Genomic DNA, 15,380 nt, shown 5'->3' with positions numbered 1-15,380 from the left:
CATGTTGCAGCAAAAGATTCCCGCCACCGTGATCACCGGTTTCCTCGGCGCGGGCAAGACCACCATCATCCGCAACATGCTGATGAATGCCGGCGGCAAGAAGATCGCGCTGATCATCAACGAGTTCGGTGATCTCGGCGTCGATGGCGACGTGCTGAAGGGCTGTGGCGCCGACAACTGCACCGAGGACGACATCATCGAGCTCACCAACGGCTGTATCTGCTGCACCGTCGCCGACGATTTCGTGCCGACCATGCAGAAGCTGCTCGACCGCGACGTTAAGCCCGACCACATCGTCATCGAGACCTCGGGACTGGCGCTGCCGCAGCCGCTGGTCGCCGCCTTCAACTGGCCGGATATCCGCACCCGCGTGACGGTCGACGGTGTCGTGACCGTCGTCGACAGTGCTGCCGTTGCCGCTGGCCGTTTTGCCGACGACCATGACGCGGTCGCCGCCCAGCGGGCGGAGGACGACAGTGTCGACCATGAAAGCCCGATCGAGGAACTCTTCGACGATCAGCTCACCTGCGCCGACCTCATCGTCCTCAACAAGACTGACCTGCTCGACGCTGCCGGCATTGCCGCCGTGCGCGCCGAGGTGACCGGCCGCACCAGCCGCAAGCCCTCGATGATCGAGGCAAAGAACGGCGAGGTGCCCTCGCTGGTTCTGCTCGGCATCGGCGCCAGCACGGAAGATGACATCGATAACCGCAAGTCGCATCACGAGCTGGAGCACGAGGCGCTGCATGCCTCCGGCGAAGACCACGACCATCATCATGACCACGACGAGTTCGAGAGCTTCGTTTTGAAGCTCGGCGCGATCAAGGACGCTTCCGAATTCATCGACCGCCTGAAGCCTGTCATCGAAAAGCACGACATTCTGCGCCTCAAGGGCTTCATCGACGTTCCCGGCAAGCCGATGCGCCTCGTCATCCAGGCCGTCGGCACCCGCATCGACACCTATTTCGATCGTCCCTGGACGAGCGCCGAAAAGCGCGAGACGCGTATTGTCGTCATCGGCCTACATGAATGGGACTTCGGTTCTGTCGTCGAGGACGTCCAGGCGGCGGCCGGCTGATCCATGCATCTCCTCCTAGCCCAGAAGGGATCGATCAGCGACGGCGACGAGGCGATCGATCTCGGCCAGACGCCGGGGGATATTCTCTTCCTCTCGGCGGCAGACACGGAGCTTGCGGCGATTGCCGCAGCTGTGGAGGCGAGGGGCGGAGAGGCGCTGCGCTGGCGTCTCGCCAGTCTGATGACGCTGAAACATCCGATGTCGGTCGATACCTATATCGAACGCACGGCGCGCCATGCGCGGCTGATCGTGGTGCGGGCGCTGGGTGGGGCGAGCTACTTCCACTATGCGCTGGAGGCGCTGCATGCCTCAGCCCGCCGCAGCGGCGCTGTGATCATCGTGCTGCCCGGTGACGACAAGCCGGACGAGGGGCTTTCGCCGTTTCAGAACAGCTCAGACGAGGACCGCAGCGCGCTGTGGACCTATCTGACCGAAGGCGGTGCGGGGAATGCCTCGGCTTTTGTCGCCTATGCCGAGGCTATTCTCGATGGCACCGACCGACCGGAACCTGCGCGTCCGCTGCTGAAAGCCGGAATCTGGTGGCCGGGCAGGGGCGTGATCGGGGTTGAGGAATGGGAGAGGCTGGCGTTTTCGGCACCCCCCTCTGGCCTGCCGGCCATCTCCCCCACAAGGGGGGAGAGTGGCTTTGCGGCCGGCGGCGTGCCTCCTTCTCCCCGTTCACGGGGAGAAGGTGCCCGAAGGGCGGATGAGGGGCAAAGTACCGAGCAAGAGCAGCCCCTCACCCTGACCCTCTCCCCGCAGGCGGGGAGAGGGAATGTTGCCCCCCTCTGCTTCTACCGCGCCCTCGTCCAGAGCGGCGAAACGGCCCCTGTGGAGGCCATGGTCGAAGCCTTGAAAGCTGAGGGCCTCATCCCGCTGCCGGTCTTCGTGTCGAGCCTCAAGGACCAGGTCTCGGTCGGCACGCTGCGGGCCATCTTCACCCGCTTCCCACCATCCGTGGTGATCAACACGACAGGCTTCGCCGTCTCGACACCTGGCGCGGAAAAGCCGTCGACGGTGCTCGACGAGACCGGTGCCGTCGTACTGCAGACGATTTTCTCTTCCTCCTCCAGGGCGACCTGGGAGACCTCGAGCCAAGGCCTGAGTGCCCGCGACCTCGCCATGAGTGTCGCCCTGCCGGAGGTCGATGGCCGGGTGCTGACACGTGCCGTCTCGTTCAAATCGAAGGCGCGGTTCGACGAGCGGGTCGAGGCCAATCTTGTGAGCCACGAGCCGGATACCGGCCGCATGCGTTTCGTCGCCGAACTCGCAGCCAACTGGGCGAGGCTTCGCGCGACCGAGCCGGCTGAGCGCCGCGTGGCACTGGTCATGGCCAACTACCCGAACCGTGACGGACGACTTGGCAATGGCGTTGGTCTCGATACGCCTGCCGGAACGATCGAAGTGATGCGCGCCATGCGCGATGCCGGTTACGATGTCAGCGATCTGCCCGCGGACGGCGATGCGCTGATGCTAGCGCTGATGGCGGGACCGACCAATGCGGCAAACGATGGGCGGGAGATCCGTGAACAGCTTTCACTAGGCGATTACAAAGCCTTCTTTGAAGGTCTTCCCAAGGAGGTTCAGGAACGCGTGACCACGCGGTGGGGTGCGCCGGAAACCGATCCCTTCCATCGCGATGGTGCCTTTGCGCTGCCGCTGATGCGCTTCGGTAAGCTCATGATCGGCATCCAGCCGGCGAGGGGCTACAATATCGATCCCAAGGAAACCTACCACGCGCCGGATCTCGTGCCGCCGCATGGCTATTTCGCCTTCTACGCCTTCCTGCGGCGGGACTTCGGCGCGCAGGCCGTCATCCACATGGGCAAGCACGGCAATCTCGAATGGCTGCCGGGCAAGGCGCTGGCGCTGTCGGAAACCTGTTTCCCCGAAGCCGTTTTCGGACCGCTCCCGCATCTCTATCCCTTCATCGTCAACGATCCCGGCGAGGGCACGCAGGCGAAGCGCCGCAGCTCCGCCGTCATCATCGACCACCTGACGCCGCCTTTGACGCGGGCCGAGAGCTATGGCCCGCTGAAGGACCTGGAGACATTGGTCGACGAGTATTACGAAGCCGCAGGCGGTGACCCGCGCCGGCTCGTTCTCTTGAAGAAACAGATCCTGGAACTGATCGCCGATATAGGCCTCGACCAGGATGCGGGGATTGCCAAGGATGAGGCGGAAGATCAGGCGCTGGAAAAGCTCGACGCCTATCTCTGCGACCTCAAGGAAATGCAGATCCGCGACGGGCTGCACATCTTCGGGCTTGCGCCTGAGGGACGGCTGTTGACCGATCTTGTCGTCGCACTGGCGCGGGTGCCGAGGGGCCAAGGCGAGGGAGGAGATGCAAGCCTGCAGCGCGCGATTGCGAGGGATCTTGATTTGCTCTCCCCCCTTGTGGGGGAGATGTCAGCGAAGCTGACAGAGGGGGGTGACCTTCAGGGGCCGCGCTCTGACTTACCCCCCTCTGCCCTGCCGGGCATCTCCCCCACAAGGGGGGAGAACGGGATCGTGGCCGATGGCGTGCCCCCTTCTCCCCGCCTGCGGGGAGAAGGTGCCCGAAGGGCGGATGAGGGGCATATGTTCGACCCCCTCGACTGCGTCATGTCCGATCCGTGGTCAGGCCCGCAACCCGCGATCCTATCCGATGTCACTGACGCCCACTGGCGCACCCATGGCGACACTGTCGAGCGCATCGAACTCCTCGCCGGTAAACTGGTCGCTGGCGAGATCGCCTGCCCGGAGGACTGGCCGTGCACCCGTGCTGTTCTCGCCGAGATCGAAACGCGCCTCAAACCCGCCGTCGTGTCTTCCGGCCCCGCCGAAATCGAGGGCCTGCTGAAAGGTCTCTCGGGCCAGTTCGTGCCCCCCGGTCCCTCCGGCGCTCCGACCCGTGGGCGGCCAGACGTGCTGCCGACCGGCCGAAACTTCTACTCCGTCGACAGCCGCGCCGTACCGACACCGGCGGCTTACGAGCTCGGCAAGAAATCCGCCGAATTGCTGATCCAGCGTTATGTGCAGGATCATGGCGAATGGCCTGTTTCCTTCGGCATCACCGCCTGGGGCACGTCGAACATGCGCACCGGCGGCGACGATATCGCTCAAGCCTTGGCGTTGATCGGCGTCAAGCCGCTCTGGGACATGGCCTCGCGGCGCGTCACCGGCTTCGAGGTGATGCCGATGGCGATCCTTGGGCGGCCGCGTGTCGATGTCACCCTGCGCATCTCCGGCTTCTTCCGCGACGCGTTTCCGGAGCAGATCGCGCTGTTCGACAAGGCGGTGCGGGCTGTGTCAGCGCTCGATGAAGATGAGGGTGATAACCCGATTGCGGCGCGCGTGCGGGCGGAAACAGAGAAATTTAAAGGCGAGGGGCTGGACGACAAGCAGGCCGCGCGCCGCGCCGGCTACCGCGTCTTCGGTTCCAAGCCCGGCGCCTATGGCGCGGGCCTGCAGGCCCTGATCGATGAGAAGGGCTGGACCGACCGCGCCGATCTCGCCGAAAGCTATCTCGTCTGGGGCGGCTATGCCTACGGCGCGGGCGAGGAGGGCAAGGCGGAACGCGGCCTGTTCGAGGAACGCCTGCGCTCGGTCCAGGCCGTGGTGCAGAACCAGGATAATCGGGAACACGACCTGCTCGACAGTGACGATTATTACCAGTTCGAAGGCGGCATGACGGCGGCGGTCGAACATGTCGCGGGTGTAAGGCCCAAGGTCTATCACAACGACCATTCGCGGCCGGAAAAGCCTGTGATCCGTAGCCTCGAAGAGGAGATCGGCCGGGTCGTGCGCGCCCGTGTCGTCAATCCGAAATGGATCGAAGGCGTCATGCGCCACGGCTACAAGGGCGCCTTCGAAATCACCGCGACGGTCGACTACATGTTCGCCTTTGCCGCCACCACCGGCGCCGTCCGCGATCACCATTTTGAAGCCGTCTACCAGGCTTTTGTTCTCGATGAGCGCGTCCGCGACTTCATGGCCGAGAAGAATGCGCCCGCCCAGAAGGAGCTCGCCGAGCGTTTGATCGAGGCGATCGAGCGCGGCCTGTGGACGCCGAAGAGCAATTCGGCCAAGTTCACCCTCGTGGAGATGACGCAGGGAGAGCAACATGCCTGACATGCAAACCGGAGAACCTCAGGCTTTGAGCGGCCACTGCCTGTGTGGCGGCGTGCGCTTCACGGCCAGAGGCTTGGTTAGGGCCTCCGGCCATTGCCACTGCGAAAGCTGCCGGCGTGCGACCTCTTCGCCCATCACCACGTTTTTCACTGTGCCTCGCGAGGGGACTGAGCTGACAGGCGAGAGCCTGCGCTTTTATGCGTCCTCGCCGGGCGTCAGGCGCGGCTTTTGCGCAACGTGCGGCGCGCCCATGTCGTTTGAAACCGAAAGGCGCCCCGGTGATATCGACCTCTACGTGGCGAGCCTCGATGCGGGCTTATCCATCCCCATCCGCGAGCATTGGCATTGGGACGAGCGCGTCGACTGGTTGCATGTGGATGACGGACTGCCGAAAAGTGGGGGTGGCGTATGACGGTCGCGTTTGAGATCGAGCGCATTGACGGAGCCGACCCAGCGCTGCCCGACGCGGTCGATGCCATCCTCGATGACGCAGCTGCGGCCCTGGGGCGACCCTTCGAAGGTCTGAGGGTGCACCTTCGGGTCCGCGATTCCGATGGGAACTTGCTGGGTGGACTGGTCGGCGCCCATCTCCAGCGCTGGTTTTTCGTCAAGCTTCTCGCCGTCTCGCCCGAGGCACGAGGAAGCGGGATCGGTTCGCTCCTCCTTCGCAAGGCGGAGGCGATCGCGCGCGACGAGGGGCTGGTCGGCATCTATCTCGATACATTCGAGTTTCAGGCGCCCAGATTTTATGTGCGTGAGGGCTACCAGGAGATCGGACGGCTGCCGAAAGTCGGGGATGCGCCGCAGCGCATCTGGTTTGCCAAACAATTCAACAGTTCCGGGAGTAAAGAATGACCGAGGAAACGACCCACAGCCCCGAGGCGGATCTTGCTCGCCACGCCGAGAAGATGGCGAAGAAGAAGGCCGCGCGTGATAAGATCATGGCGACGAAAACCGGCGAGAAGGGCCTGATCATCGTTCACACAGGCAAGGGCAAGGGCAAGTCGTCGGCTGCCTTCGGCATGATCTTCCGCCACATCGCGCACGGCAAGAAATGCGCCGTCGTTCAGTTCATCAAGGGCGCCATGTCGACTGGCGAGCGTGACCTGATCCTCAGGCATTTTTCAGATCTCTGCGAATTCCACACCATGGGCGAAGGCTTCACCTGGGAGACCCAGGACAAGGCGCGCGATATCGCGATGGCGCAGGTGGCCTGGGAGAAGGCCAAGGAGTTGATCCGCGATCCAGCCAATTCCATGGTTCTTCTCGACGAGATCAATATCGCGATCCGTTACGACTACATCGATCTTGGCGAGGTTCTGGAGTTCCTCGCGACCGAAAAGCCTGACATGACCCATGTCGTCTTGACCGGCCGCAATGCCAAGGACGAGCTGATCGAGCTTGCCGATCTCGTCACCGAGATGGAGCTGGTGAAGCATCCGTTCCGCTCGGGAATCAAGGCCCAGATCGGGGTTGAATATTAGAGGTAACGGACGAGGCTGAGCACTTAGCGCCGAAGGAAATCTGGGAGCGACCTATTGTGGATCACCGATAGAATTTCGATGTCGGGCGACCGGATGGCGTAGAAAATGAGGTGCTCGCCCTGAGGGAAGGAATAGCAGTTATCGCGGAGTTCGGGCCGTGCCCGACCAAGAAGAGGGTTCCGTGCAAGCCATATAAATCGGTGTCTGAGCTCGGCAAGATATTTCCGACGCTGCTGGTTGCCCCATTCCCGAGCGGTATAGTCATTGATCGCCTTGAGATCGTGCGCCGCCTTGGGCGTCAGGCGATAGCGGCCACTCAACGGTGATCGAACTCGACATCCGCTTCGATGAGACCGTCGAGAAATTTGTCGTCGACAAACACTCCGGCCTCTGCCTGTTGCCGGCCTTCATCGATTTGTCGAAGGACGTCAGCAAGCTTGCGGTCCTGATCTTCCAGGCCTTTCAGCGCATCGCGCACAACCTCATCCGCCGATGCATAACGGCCGCTCTTGACCTTCTCATCAATGAAATTCAGCCAATGAGCTTCGAGATCGAGAGCTGTCTTTGCCATGATTCCTCTCTACGGGGCACTGAATTGCCCAGAGTGAATATAGCGCTGCGCACTGGGCCTGCAAAGAACGGAATCCTCAGATCCCGATCCACACCCGGATCGGGTTGGTCGGGTCGGCCAAGAGCTTGATGGCGAGGGCCACGCAGGTGACGACCAGAAGCGGCTTGATGATCTTCGCACCCTGGCGCATGGCAAACCGCGATCCGGTCTGCGCGCCGAGGAACTGGCCGGCGCCCATCAGGAGGCCGACTTTCCATAGGATCACGCCACTGGCGAGGAACACCATAAATGCCCCGAGATTGGAGCCGAGGTTCAAAAGCTTCGTATGCGCCGTGGCCTTCAGCAGGCCGAAACCGGCGAGCGAGACGAAGGCAAGCATGAAAAACGATCCGGTGCCGGGGCCGAAGACACCATCATAGAGGCCGATCAGCGGTACAAGCGTCACGCCGAAGACAAACGGCGTCAAGCGCTGATGGCGGTCTTCGTCGGAGATGTTCGGCTTCAGCGCAAAATAGAGCGCGATGGCAACGAGCAGGAAAGGCATGAGCACCCGCAGCACATCTCCAGGGACGACGGTTGCGATCAGCGCGCCGATGGCACCTCCGAGGACGGCCATGACAGCCATCGGCAGCTGCTTTTTCAGGTCCACATGGCCCTTCCGCGCATAGGCGATGGTGGCAGACCCGGCACCGAACATCGACTGCAGCTTGTTGGTACCAAGCGTTTCCAGCGGTGGAATTCCCGCAATCAGCATGGCGGGAATGGTGATCAGCCCGCCGCCGCCGGCGATCGAATCGATGAAGCCGGCGATAAAGGCGGCAATGAACAGCAGCAGCAGGGCTTGGAAAGCGAGATCGACCACAGAGAGACTCGGATGAGGTTTTGCACGCGGGCAGGGAAGGTGCGTTGTTGTGGACCAATCGCCTCGGCGACGCAACCGCGCTCCTGTTTCGGAGAGGTCGCTCAAGGGACATTCTGTGGAAGGGCGTTTCCGTCACATAAAGCGCCGCAATCCGGTTTGACCGCTTTGCTGCCCTCCGTTAAAGCTCAAGGTAATGTGCGACGGCGCCTGTTCGACAGGCTGGAAATAGTCCGGTGCGGCTGACCCAATCAGGGGGCCAATTCCGGAGCTGTCCCAAAGGCCATGGACCACGCCTCAGGAGGCGGACGGTTCGGCGCTTCGTACAGGTACAAAAAACGAAGCAGGGAGGCCTTTGGTTATGGCGGAAAAACTCGGAATCATGGTTTGCGGCCACGGCAGCCGCAATCAGAACGCGGCAAAGGAATTCGCCGTGATCGCGGAGGCGCTGCGCGCCCGCAACCCCGACATGCCGGTGGAATACGGCTATCTCGAATTCTGCAACCCGGTGATTTCGGCTGGTCTCGACAGCCTGCGCGAACAGGGTGTGACCCGCGTGCTGGCGGTTCCGGGCATGCTCTTTGCCGCAGGACACGCGAAGAACGACATTCCTTCGGTCCTCAACACGTATCAGGCCCAGAACCCGGGCATGGTGATCAACTACGGTCGCGAACTCGGCATCGACGTGAAGATGATCCGTGCTGCCGGCGACCGGATCCAGGCGGCCGTTGACGAGGCGAACGAGACGCTCGGTTTCGTCGAGAAGCATGACACGCTGTTGATGGTCGTCGGTCGCGGTTCCTCCGATCCGGATGCCAATTCCAACGCCACCAAGGTCATGCGCATGCTCTGGGAGGGCATGGGCTTCGGCTGGGGCGAGACGTGCTACTCGGGCGTGACCTTCCCGCTGGTCGAACCGGGCCTGACCCATGCCGCCAAGCTCGGCTACAAGCGCATCATCGTCTTCCCTTACTTCCTCTTCACCGGCGTGCTGGTGAAGCGCATTTACAGCTATACCGACGAGGTGGCGGAGCGTTACCCCGACATCCAGTTCGTCAAGGCGAGCTATCTCAACGACCATCCGCTGGTGCTCGATGCCTTCCAGGATCGGGTCAAGGAAATCCTTGAAGGCGCGGCGGTGATGAACTGCCAGATGTGCAAGTACCGCGAACAGGTGCTCGGCTTCGAGGCGGACGTCGGCCAGCCGCAGGAGAGCCACCACCACCATGTCGAGGGCATTGGCGGTGGGCTGGAGAACTGTCCGTGCAAGGGCGACTGTGACGCCTCCTGTCGCGATCCTGATTTCTGTCGCGAGCATGGTCTGCCGTGGACGCCGGTGCACAGCCATGCCGAACCGGCAAGCCTTGAGCCGGTGCCGGTCGAGACCTCGTTCGACTATGCGCCGTCCTTCTCGCTCGGTGGCAAATATGCTGCCCTCAAGGACAAGACACCGGATGACGATCTGCAGGCCGTGATGGACGCACCGTCGTCCGGCAGGCCGGCGCATCATGAGCACGGCCCGAACTGCGGCTGCGGTCACCACGATCACGACCACCAGCACGACCACGCGCACGATCATCATGATCATGGGCACTCCCATGATCACAGCCACCACCACGGCCACAGTCATGGTCACGACCATGCGCACGGCCACGACCATCACCATGCGCCTTACCCCCATGCTGACCATCCGCTTGGGCCGAAATCGATGCAGAAGAAGAAGTAATGCCGCTGTTCGATCGCTATCTGATCGTCGACTGGTCAGGCGCCGGGCAACCGGTGACGGGCAAGAACTCGCTCTGGGCATGTCTCGCCCGGCGTGAGGGCGATCAGACTGTGATCGACTGGATTGCGAATTTCCCCACACGGCATTCTTTCATGGAGCGCCTCGAGGCGGTCGTGAGCTGTGCATTGGCAGAAGGCAAACGCCTTCTCTGCGGTTTCGATTTCGCATTTGGCTATCCGGCTGGCACCGCCGAGCGGCTGACGGGCAGGGCGGATTGGCGGGCCCTCTGGCGCAAGATCGCGGATGAAATCGAGGATGCGCCTGATAACCGCAACAACCGCTTCGATCTGGCGTCCCGCTGGAATGCCCGTTATTTTGTCGAAACGCCGCGCTTCTGGGGGCATCCGCACCAGCATGCCTATCCGGCGCTGTTTCCCAGGCGGCCTGCGGCCCCAACCTCTGCGCCGTTGTGCCTCCGTCTGTCGGAGCGTTTTGCCAAGGGGGCAAAAGCAGTTTGGCAATTGGCCTATAACGGGTCCGTGGGCAGCCAGACCCTGCTCGGAATTGCCCGGCTGTCACGCTTTCTCGACGAGAGCGGTCATGGGGACCGCGTCTCGGTCTGGCCGTTCGAAACCGGCTTTGCCACGTCTTTCGGAAAGCCGGTTGTCTTTGCCGAGATCTATCCGTCTTTGTTCACGCTGTATGGCGACGATGTGGTCAAGGATCAGGCTCAGGTGCGGACGGTCGCCGAAGCATTTGGCCAGTTCGACGGGGATGGTCGGCTTGCAGCGCTGCTCGATCGTCCGCCGATGCTCAGCGACGAGGAGGTGGCAACGGCAATCTCTGACGAGGGGTGGGTGCTCGGCATCGGACATCGGGAGCTTGCGCGGGGGATGGCTGGATGACCGCACCCCTCGACTACATCCGCGACCCCGCTGAAATCTACCGGCAATCCTTCGCAACGATCCGTGCGGAGGCGGAACTTCAGCGCTTCCCGCCCGTCCTTCAACCGCTTGTCATCCGCCTCATCCATGCCTGTGGCATGGTTGATCTCGCTGACGATATCCGCTGGTCAGATGGTGCCTTTGACGCCGGCGCTGCTGCGCTTCAGAAGGGCGCGCCTGTTCTCGTTGATGTCGAGATGGTTCGCCACGGCATCATCCGTCGTCTGCTGCCTGCCGAAAACGAGATCCTCTGCCTCTTGAACGACGAACGGGTCCGGCCGAAGGCCGAGGAGATCGGCAATACACGATCAGCGGCCCAGGTCGATCTCTGGGATAAACATCTCGAAGGCGCCGTGGTGGCGATCGGCAACGCGCCGACGGCGCTTTTTCGCCTGCTCGAGCGGCTTGATTCAGGCGCTCCAAAGCCGGCGCTCATTCTCGGTTTCCCGGTCGGTTTCGTCGGCGCCGCCGAAAGCAAGGACGAACTGATCGCCAATTCCAGGGGCATTCCCTATATCGCCGTGCGCGGTCGGCGAGGCGGCTCGGCGATGGCGTCGGCAGCGGTGAATGCGCTGGCAGGAGGGCTCGGCACCAATGTCTGATCATGCGCACGGCCCTTGGCTCACCATCATCGGCATCGGCGACAACGGGCTGGAAAGCCTCACACCCGAGGCGCAGGCTGTTGTGTGGCAGGCGGAAACACTCGTCATCGGCGAGAGGTTGGATGCGGTCATTGACGGTTCCAGCCTTCCCGATCTGAAGCGCATCCTCACCTGGGGCGCCGGTTTTCGCGAGACGCTGGCGGAAATTCTGAAGTTGCGCGGTACGCCGGTGACGGTGCTGGCGACCGGCGACCCCATGCATTTCGGCATCGGCGCCACACTCAGGCGTTACGTCGCCGCCGAGGAAATGATCGTGCTGCCGAGTCCGTCGGCCTTTTCGCTCGCCGCTGCGCGGCTCGGCTGGCCGCTGCAATCGGTAACGCAGATCTCGCTTCATGGCCGACCGCTGACCTTCCTCAATCGCCATGTTCTGCCACGCGCCCGCATTCTGGCACTGACATCGGACGCCTCGACCGTGCAGGCCGCTTCGGTGCTGCTGGCCGAACGCGGATTTGGTGCGTCGGTCCTGCATGTGCTGGAGCACATGGGGAGCCAACGCGAGCGCATCCTGCGCATGACGGCGCTGGACATGGCGGGGACCTGCCCTGCCATGTCGGACTTCAACACGCTCGCCATCGACTGCGCACAAGACGGACCTCTGCTGGCGCCGGTGCCGGGCCTGCCGGACGAAGCCTTCCGCCATGACGGACAACTTACCAAGCGGGAGATCCGCGCCGCGACCCTGGCGCAACTCGCGCCCTTTCCGAATGCGCTTCTTTGGGACGTTGGCGCCGGTTGCGGCTCCGTTGCCATCGAATGGATGCGCACAGGCATGGGGACAAAGGCCATCGCGATCGAGGCTAAGCCCGAGCGACTGGCCATGATCCGGGACAATGCGGAGATCCTCGGCGTGCCGGACCTGGAAATCATCGAGGGGACGGCGCCTGCGGCCTTGGCCGGCCTCAGGCGTCCCGACGTCATCTTCATCGGCGGCGGTATCAGCGGTGAGGGCCTGTTCGAGGCTTGCTGGTCGGCACTCGGTCCAGGTGGCCTGCTGGTCGCCAATGCCGTGACCATCGAAGGGGAGGCCCGATTGGCCCATCTGCGCGGGCTGCATGGCGGCGAATTGGTCCGCATTCAGGTGGCGCGCGCCGCCCCGGTGGGCCGCTATTGCGGCTGGAAGTCGCTGATGCCGGTCACGATGTGGACGGCAGTGAAGGGAGAGGCAGAATGACCGGCAAGCTCTACGGCCTCGGCCTCGGTCCCGGCGATCCGGAATTGCTGACGTTGAAGGCGCATCGCATCCTGACGCAATGCCCCGTCATTGCCTATCCGGCGCCCGATACCGGTCCGAGTTTTGCGCGCCAAATCGCGGCCCCGTACCTGACCACCGCGCAGCTTGAAGTGCCGATTGTCGTGCCGATGCGGGTTGAGCGGTTTCCGGCCCAGGACATATACACCCAGGCAGCCGAGGTGCTTTCGCGTCATCTCGATGCGGGATCGGATGTGGCGGTCCTCTGTGAAGGAGACCCCTTTTTCTACGGTTCGTTCATGTATCTCTTTGAGCGGCTTGCCGATCGCTATCCGACCGAAGTCGTCCCCGGGGTCTCCTCGATGATGGCGGCGGCTGCGGGTCTGGGGAGGCCGCTTGCGGCGCGCAACGACGTGTTGACCGTTCTGCCTGGCCCGCTGCCGGATGACGAACTCGCAGCGCGCATCGACGCCTCCGGCGCTGTCGCGATCATCAAGCTCGGCCGACACTTCGCCCGTATCCGCGCGCTGATCGAAAGTCTCGGACTGACCGCGCAGGCCGGATATGCAGAGCGGGTCAGCCTTGCCGAACAGAAGCTGACACCGCTAGCCGATGTGGCAGAGGATACCGCCCCCTACTTCTCCATGATCCTGATCTACAAGGGCGAGGAGCGCTGGCATCCGGCGCTGGCGAAGACGCTCGGAAGTGAGGCCCGATGACGGGTCTCTCTGCAACTCCGGGCAAACCCGCCGTCGTCATCCTGAGTGAGGCCGCCGCTTCACTGGGCCGCCGCATTGCCGAGCACATCGGGGGAGAGGTGCATGGCGCAGCCTTGCGTGTCTCAAAGGCAGACTTTCGCTTTGCATCTGCCAAAGACCATGTCCAGGCGCTGTTTGCTGCCGGTCGGCCCATCGTGGCGGTGATGGCCTCTGGCGCTCTGATCCGGCTCCTGGCGCCGCTCTTGTCCGACAAACACTCGGAACCGCCGGTGCTTGCTGTCGCGGAGGACGGCTCCGCTGTGGTGCCTTTGCTCGGTGGCCACCACGGGGCAAACGACCTGGCTCGCCAGATTGCCGGCGTCCTCGGCGCATGCGCTGCGATCACCACGGCGGGCGACTTGAAATTCGGCGTTGCCCTCGACCAGCCGCCGGAAGGCTGTGTGCTTGCCAATCCGCAGGATGCCAAGACCGTCATGGCGGAACTTGTCGCGGGCGCGGGCGTGCGGCTCGACCTTCCTTCTCCCCGCTTGCGGGGAGGCAGTGCCCGAAAGGCGGATGAGGGGCTGCTTGAGCCCGGCGCGCAAGACCTGCACCTCACCCCAACCCTCTCCCCTCAGGCGGGGAGAGGGTGTGTCGCCGACTGGCTCATCCAATCCAGACTTCCATTTGAACAAGAGGCCCGCGTGACGCTGACCGTGACCGACCAACAGAAGACCGCAGGCGAACTTGAACTCGTCTATCATCCGAAGACCTTGGTGCTCGGTATGGGCTGCGAGCGGCATGCAAAGCCCGAAGAGGCGATCGCGCTCGCCGAGGAAGCTATGACCAAGGGTGGTTTCGCCAGGGAAAGCCTTGCCGCCGTCTGCTCGATTGATCTGAAGGCAGACGAGGCGGCGATCCATGCGGTGGCCGCCCATTTCGGCGTGCCGGCCCGGTTCTTCACGGCGGCCACGCTGGAAGCCGAGGCGCCACGTCTGAAGAACCCGTCCGAGGTGGTCTTTGCCGAAGTCGGCTGCCACGGTGTGGCCGAGGGTGCCGCCCTTGCCGCAGTTGGGTCGGAAGGCGAACTCGTCGTCGAAAAGATCAAGTCGAAGGGTGCGACGGCCGCCATCGCACGGGCCGCTGACATCGTTGATTCCAAGACGATCGGCCGTGCACGCGGCACGCTCTTCGTCGTCGGGATCGGACCGGGTTCGGAGGGCTGGCGCTCGCCCGAGGTCTCGCGCATGGTCGCAGCCTCCACCGATCTAGTCGGTTATTCGCTTTATCTCGATCTGCTTGGATCCCTGGCCGACGACAAGACCCGCCACGATTTCGACCTCGGCAAGGAAGAGGCCCGCGTCGTGCATGCCATGGAACTTGCGGGTGAGGGCCGGACGGTGGCGCTGGTCTGCTCGGGTGACGCCGGCATCTATGCCATGGCGACGCTGGTTTTCGAACTCTTCGACAAGGGCGGAATCACCGATGCGGCGAGCCGCATCGAAGTGCAGGTCTCGCCGGGCATCTCCGCACTCCAGGCCGCCGCCGCGCGAATCGGTGCGCCGCTCGGCCATGATTTCTGCACCATCTCGCTTTCGGATCTTCTCACCCCCTGGGAGCATATCCAGCGCCGGGTGAAGGCGGCGGGCGAGGGCGATTTCGTCATCGCCTTCTACAATCCCGTCTCGATGAAGCGCCGTACGCAGCTGGCTTACGCACGAGACGAATTGCTGAAGTATCGTCCGGCCTCGACCCCGGTCATCCTCGCCACCAATCTCGGCCGCGAGGGCGAGAACGTGCGCACCGTGCCGCTCGGTGCGTTGAATGTCGACGATGTCGACATGCTGACTGTCGTGGTTGTCGGCTCGTCGGAGAGCCGGACGGTGACGACGGGTGACGGCAAGACCTGGGTCTATACGCCACGCGGGTACTCCGGGAAGGCGGATACGGGGATGAAGGGCGACTGAGAATTCAGGGCGCATGAGGCCCCTCATCCACCCTTCGGGCACCTTCTCCCCACAGGCGGGGAGAAGGCTGGAGCGGCCGGCGTCTT

Annotated in this window: 14 protein-coding genes; 11 read left to right on the top strand and 3 right to left on the bottom strand. The window is 63.2% G+C overall.

The genetic code is table 11. From position 1 onward, the window contains the following. The first annotated feature begins 1 nt into the window (after position 1). The 5 genes from cobW to cobO are packed head-to-tail and all read left to right on the top strand — an operon-like array spanning position 2 to position 6,675. The gene (cobW, locus tag DMY87_RS18555; RefSeq protein ID WP_110793134.1) at positions 2 to 1,078 is read left to right on the top strand and encodes a cobalamin biosynthesis protein CobW; all 1,077 of its coding nucleotides are present in this window, start codon (positions 2 to 4) and stop codon (positions 1,076 to 1,078) included. 3 nt (positions 1,079 to 1,081) lie between these two features. Beyond that, positions 1,082 to 5,191 (top strand): cobaltochelatase subunit CobN, encoded by a 4,110-nt coding sequence (gene cobN / locus DMY87_RS18550; RefSeq protein WP_110793133.1) that lies wholly within the window; start codon positions 1,082 to 1,084, stop codon positions 5,189 to 5,191. After that, the gene (locus DMY87_RS18545; protein WP_110793132.1) at positions 5,184 to 5,603 is read left to right on the top strand and encodes a GFA family protein; all 420 of its coding nucleotides are present in this window, start codon (positions 5,184 to 5,186) and stop codon (positions 5,601 to 5,603) included. Before cobN ends, DMY87_RS18545 begins: the two co-directional genes overlap by 8 nt. Beyond that, entirely contained in the window at positions 5,600 to 6,046 is a 447-nt protein-coding gene (locus DMY87_RS18540) for a GNAT family N-acetyltransferase (protein WP_110793131.1), read from the top strand. Before DMY87_RS18545 ends, DMY87_RS18540 begins: the two co-directional genes overlap by 4 nt. After that, positions 6,043 to 6,675, top strand: a complete 633-nt coding sequence (gene cobO / locus DMY87_RS18535) for a cob(I)yrinic acid a,c-diamide adenosyltransferase (protein ID WP_110793130.1) — start codon at positions 6,043 to 6,045, stop codon at positions 6,673 to 6,675. Before DMY87_RS18540 ends, cobO begins: the two co-directional genes overlap by 4 nt. Before the next feature lie 23 nt (positions 6,676 to 6,698). Here the strand turns inward: cobO and DMY87_RS24655 are convergent, their stop codons facing one another. From DMY87_RS24655 to DMY87_RS18520, 3 genes are all read right to left on the bottom strand, one after another. Further along, positions 6,699 to 6,995 (bottom strand): type II toxin-antitoxin system RelE/ParE family toxin, encoded by a 297-nt coding sequence (locus DMY87_RS24655; RefSeq protein ID WP_110793129.1) that lies wholly within the window; start codon positions 6,993 to 6,995, stop codon positions 6,699 to 6,701. After that, positions 6,992 to 7,246 carry a type II toxin-antitoxin system ParD family antitoxin gene (locus tag DMY87_RS18525; RefSeq protein ID WP_110793128.1) on the bottom strand — a complete coding sequence of 85 codons (255 nt, stop codon included), beginning with the start codon at positions 7,244 to 7,246 and terminating at the stop codon, positions 6,992 to 6,994. Before DMY87_RS18525 ends, DMY87_RS24655 begins: the two co-directional genes overlap by 4 nt. Before the next feature lie 76 nt (positions 7,247 to 7,322). Beyond that, positions 7,323 to 8,108, bottom strand: a complete 786-nt coding sequence (locus DMY87_RS18520) for a TSUP family transporter (RefSeq protein ID WP_110793127.1) — start codon at positions 8,106 to 8,108, stop codon at positions 7,323 to 7,325. A 358-nt stretch (positions 8,109 to 8,466) separates the two neighbouring features. On the opposite strand from DMY87_RS18520, the gene DMY87_RS18515 reads away from it, so the two are divergent. Genes DMY87_RS18515 through cobJ form a run of 6 tightly spaced genes read left to right on the top strand, consistent with a single transcriptional unit; the run spans position 8,467 to position 15,294 of the window. After that, complete coding sequence (locus DMY87_RS18515) at positions 8,467 to 9,831, top strand: sirohydrochlorin chelatase (RefSeq protein WP_110793126.1); 1,365 nt, start codon at positions 8,467 to 8,469, stop codon at positions 9,829 to 9,831. Continuing rightward, a complete protein-coding gene (locus DMY87_RS18510; protein WP_110793125.1) occupies positions 9,831 to 10,736 on the top strand; it encodes a cobalamin biosynthesis protein CbiG in 906 nt (301 codons plus the stop codon). The genes DMY87_RS18515 and DMY87_RS18510 overlap by 1 nt, the downstream gene beginning before the upstream one ends. Further along, positions 10,733 to 11,377 carry a precorrin-8X methylmutase gene (locus tag DMY87_RS18505; RefSeq protein WP_110793124.1) on the top strand — a complete coding sequence of 215 codons (645 nt, stop codon included), beginning with the start codon at positions 10,733 to 10,735 and terminating at the stop codon, positions 11,375 to 11,377. The genes DMY87_RS18510 and DMY87_RS18505 overlap by 4 nt, the downstream gene beginning before the upstream one ends. After that, the gene (cbiE, locus tag DMY87_RS18500) at positions 11,370 to 12,611 is read left to right on the top strand and encodes a precorrin-6y C5,15-methyltransferase (decarboxylating) subunit CbiE (protein WP_110793123.1); all 1,242 of its coding nucleotides are present in this window, start codon (positions 11,370 to 11,372) and stop codon (positions 12,609 to 12,611) included. Before DMY87_RS18505 ends, cbiE begins: the two co-directional genes overlap by 8 nt. Beyond that, positions 12,608 to 13,348: a precorrin-2 C(20)-methyltransferase gene (gene cobI, locus DMY87_RS18495; protein ID WP_110793122.1), complete on the top strand. Its 741-nt coding sequence runs from the start codon at positions 12,608 to 12,610 to the stop codon at positions 13,346 to 13,348. The genes cbiE and cobI overlap by 4 nt, the downstream gene beginning before the upstream one ends. After that, the gene (gene cobJ / locus DMY87_RS18490) at positions 13,345 to 15,294 is read left to right on the top strand and encodes a precorrin-3B C(17)-methyltransferase (RefSeq protein WP_110793121.1); all 1,950 of its coding nucleotides are present in this window, start codon (positions 13,345 to 13,347) and stop codon (positions 15,292 to 15,294) included. Before cobI ends, cobJ begins: the two co-directional genes overlap by 4 nt. Positions 15,295 to 15,380: the final 86 nt, after the last annotated feature.

The sequence above is a fragment of the Peteryoungia wuzhouensis genome (assembly GCF_003205195.1).
In the GTDB taxonomy this organism is placed as follows: domain Bacteria; phylum Pseudomonadota; class Alphaproteobacteria; order Rhizobiales; family Rhizobiaceae; genus Allorhizobium; species Allorhizobium wuzhouense.
Note: the sequence above shows the minus strand (reverse complement) of the source record. Positions and strands in the feature narration are given on the sequence as shown.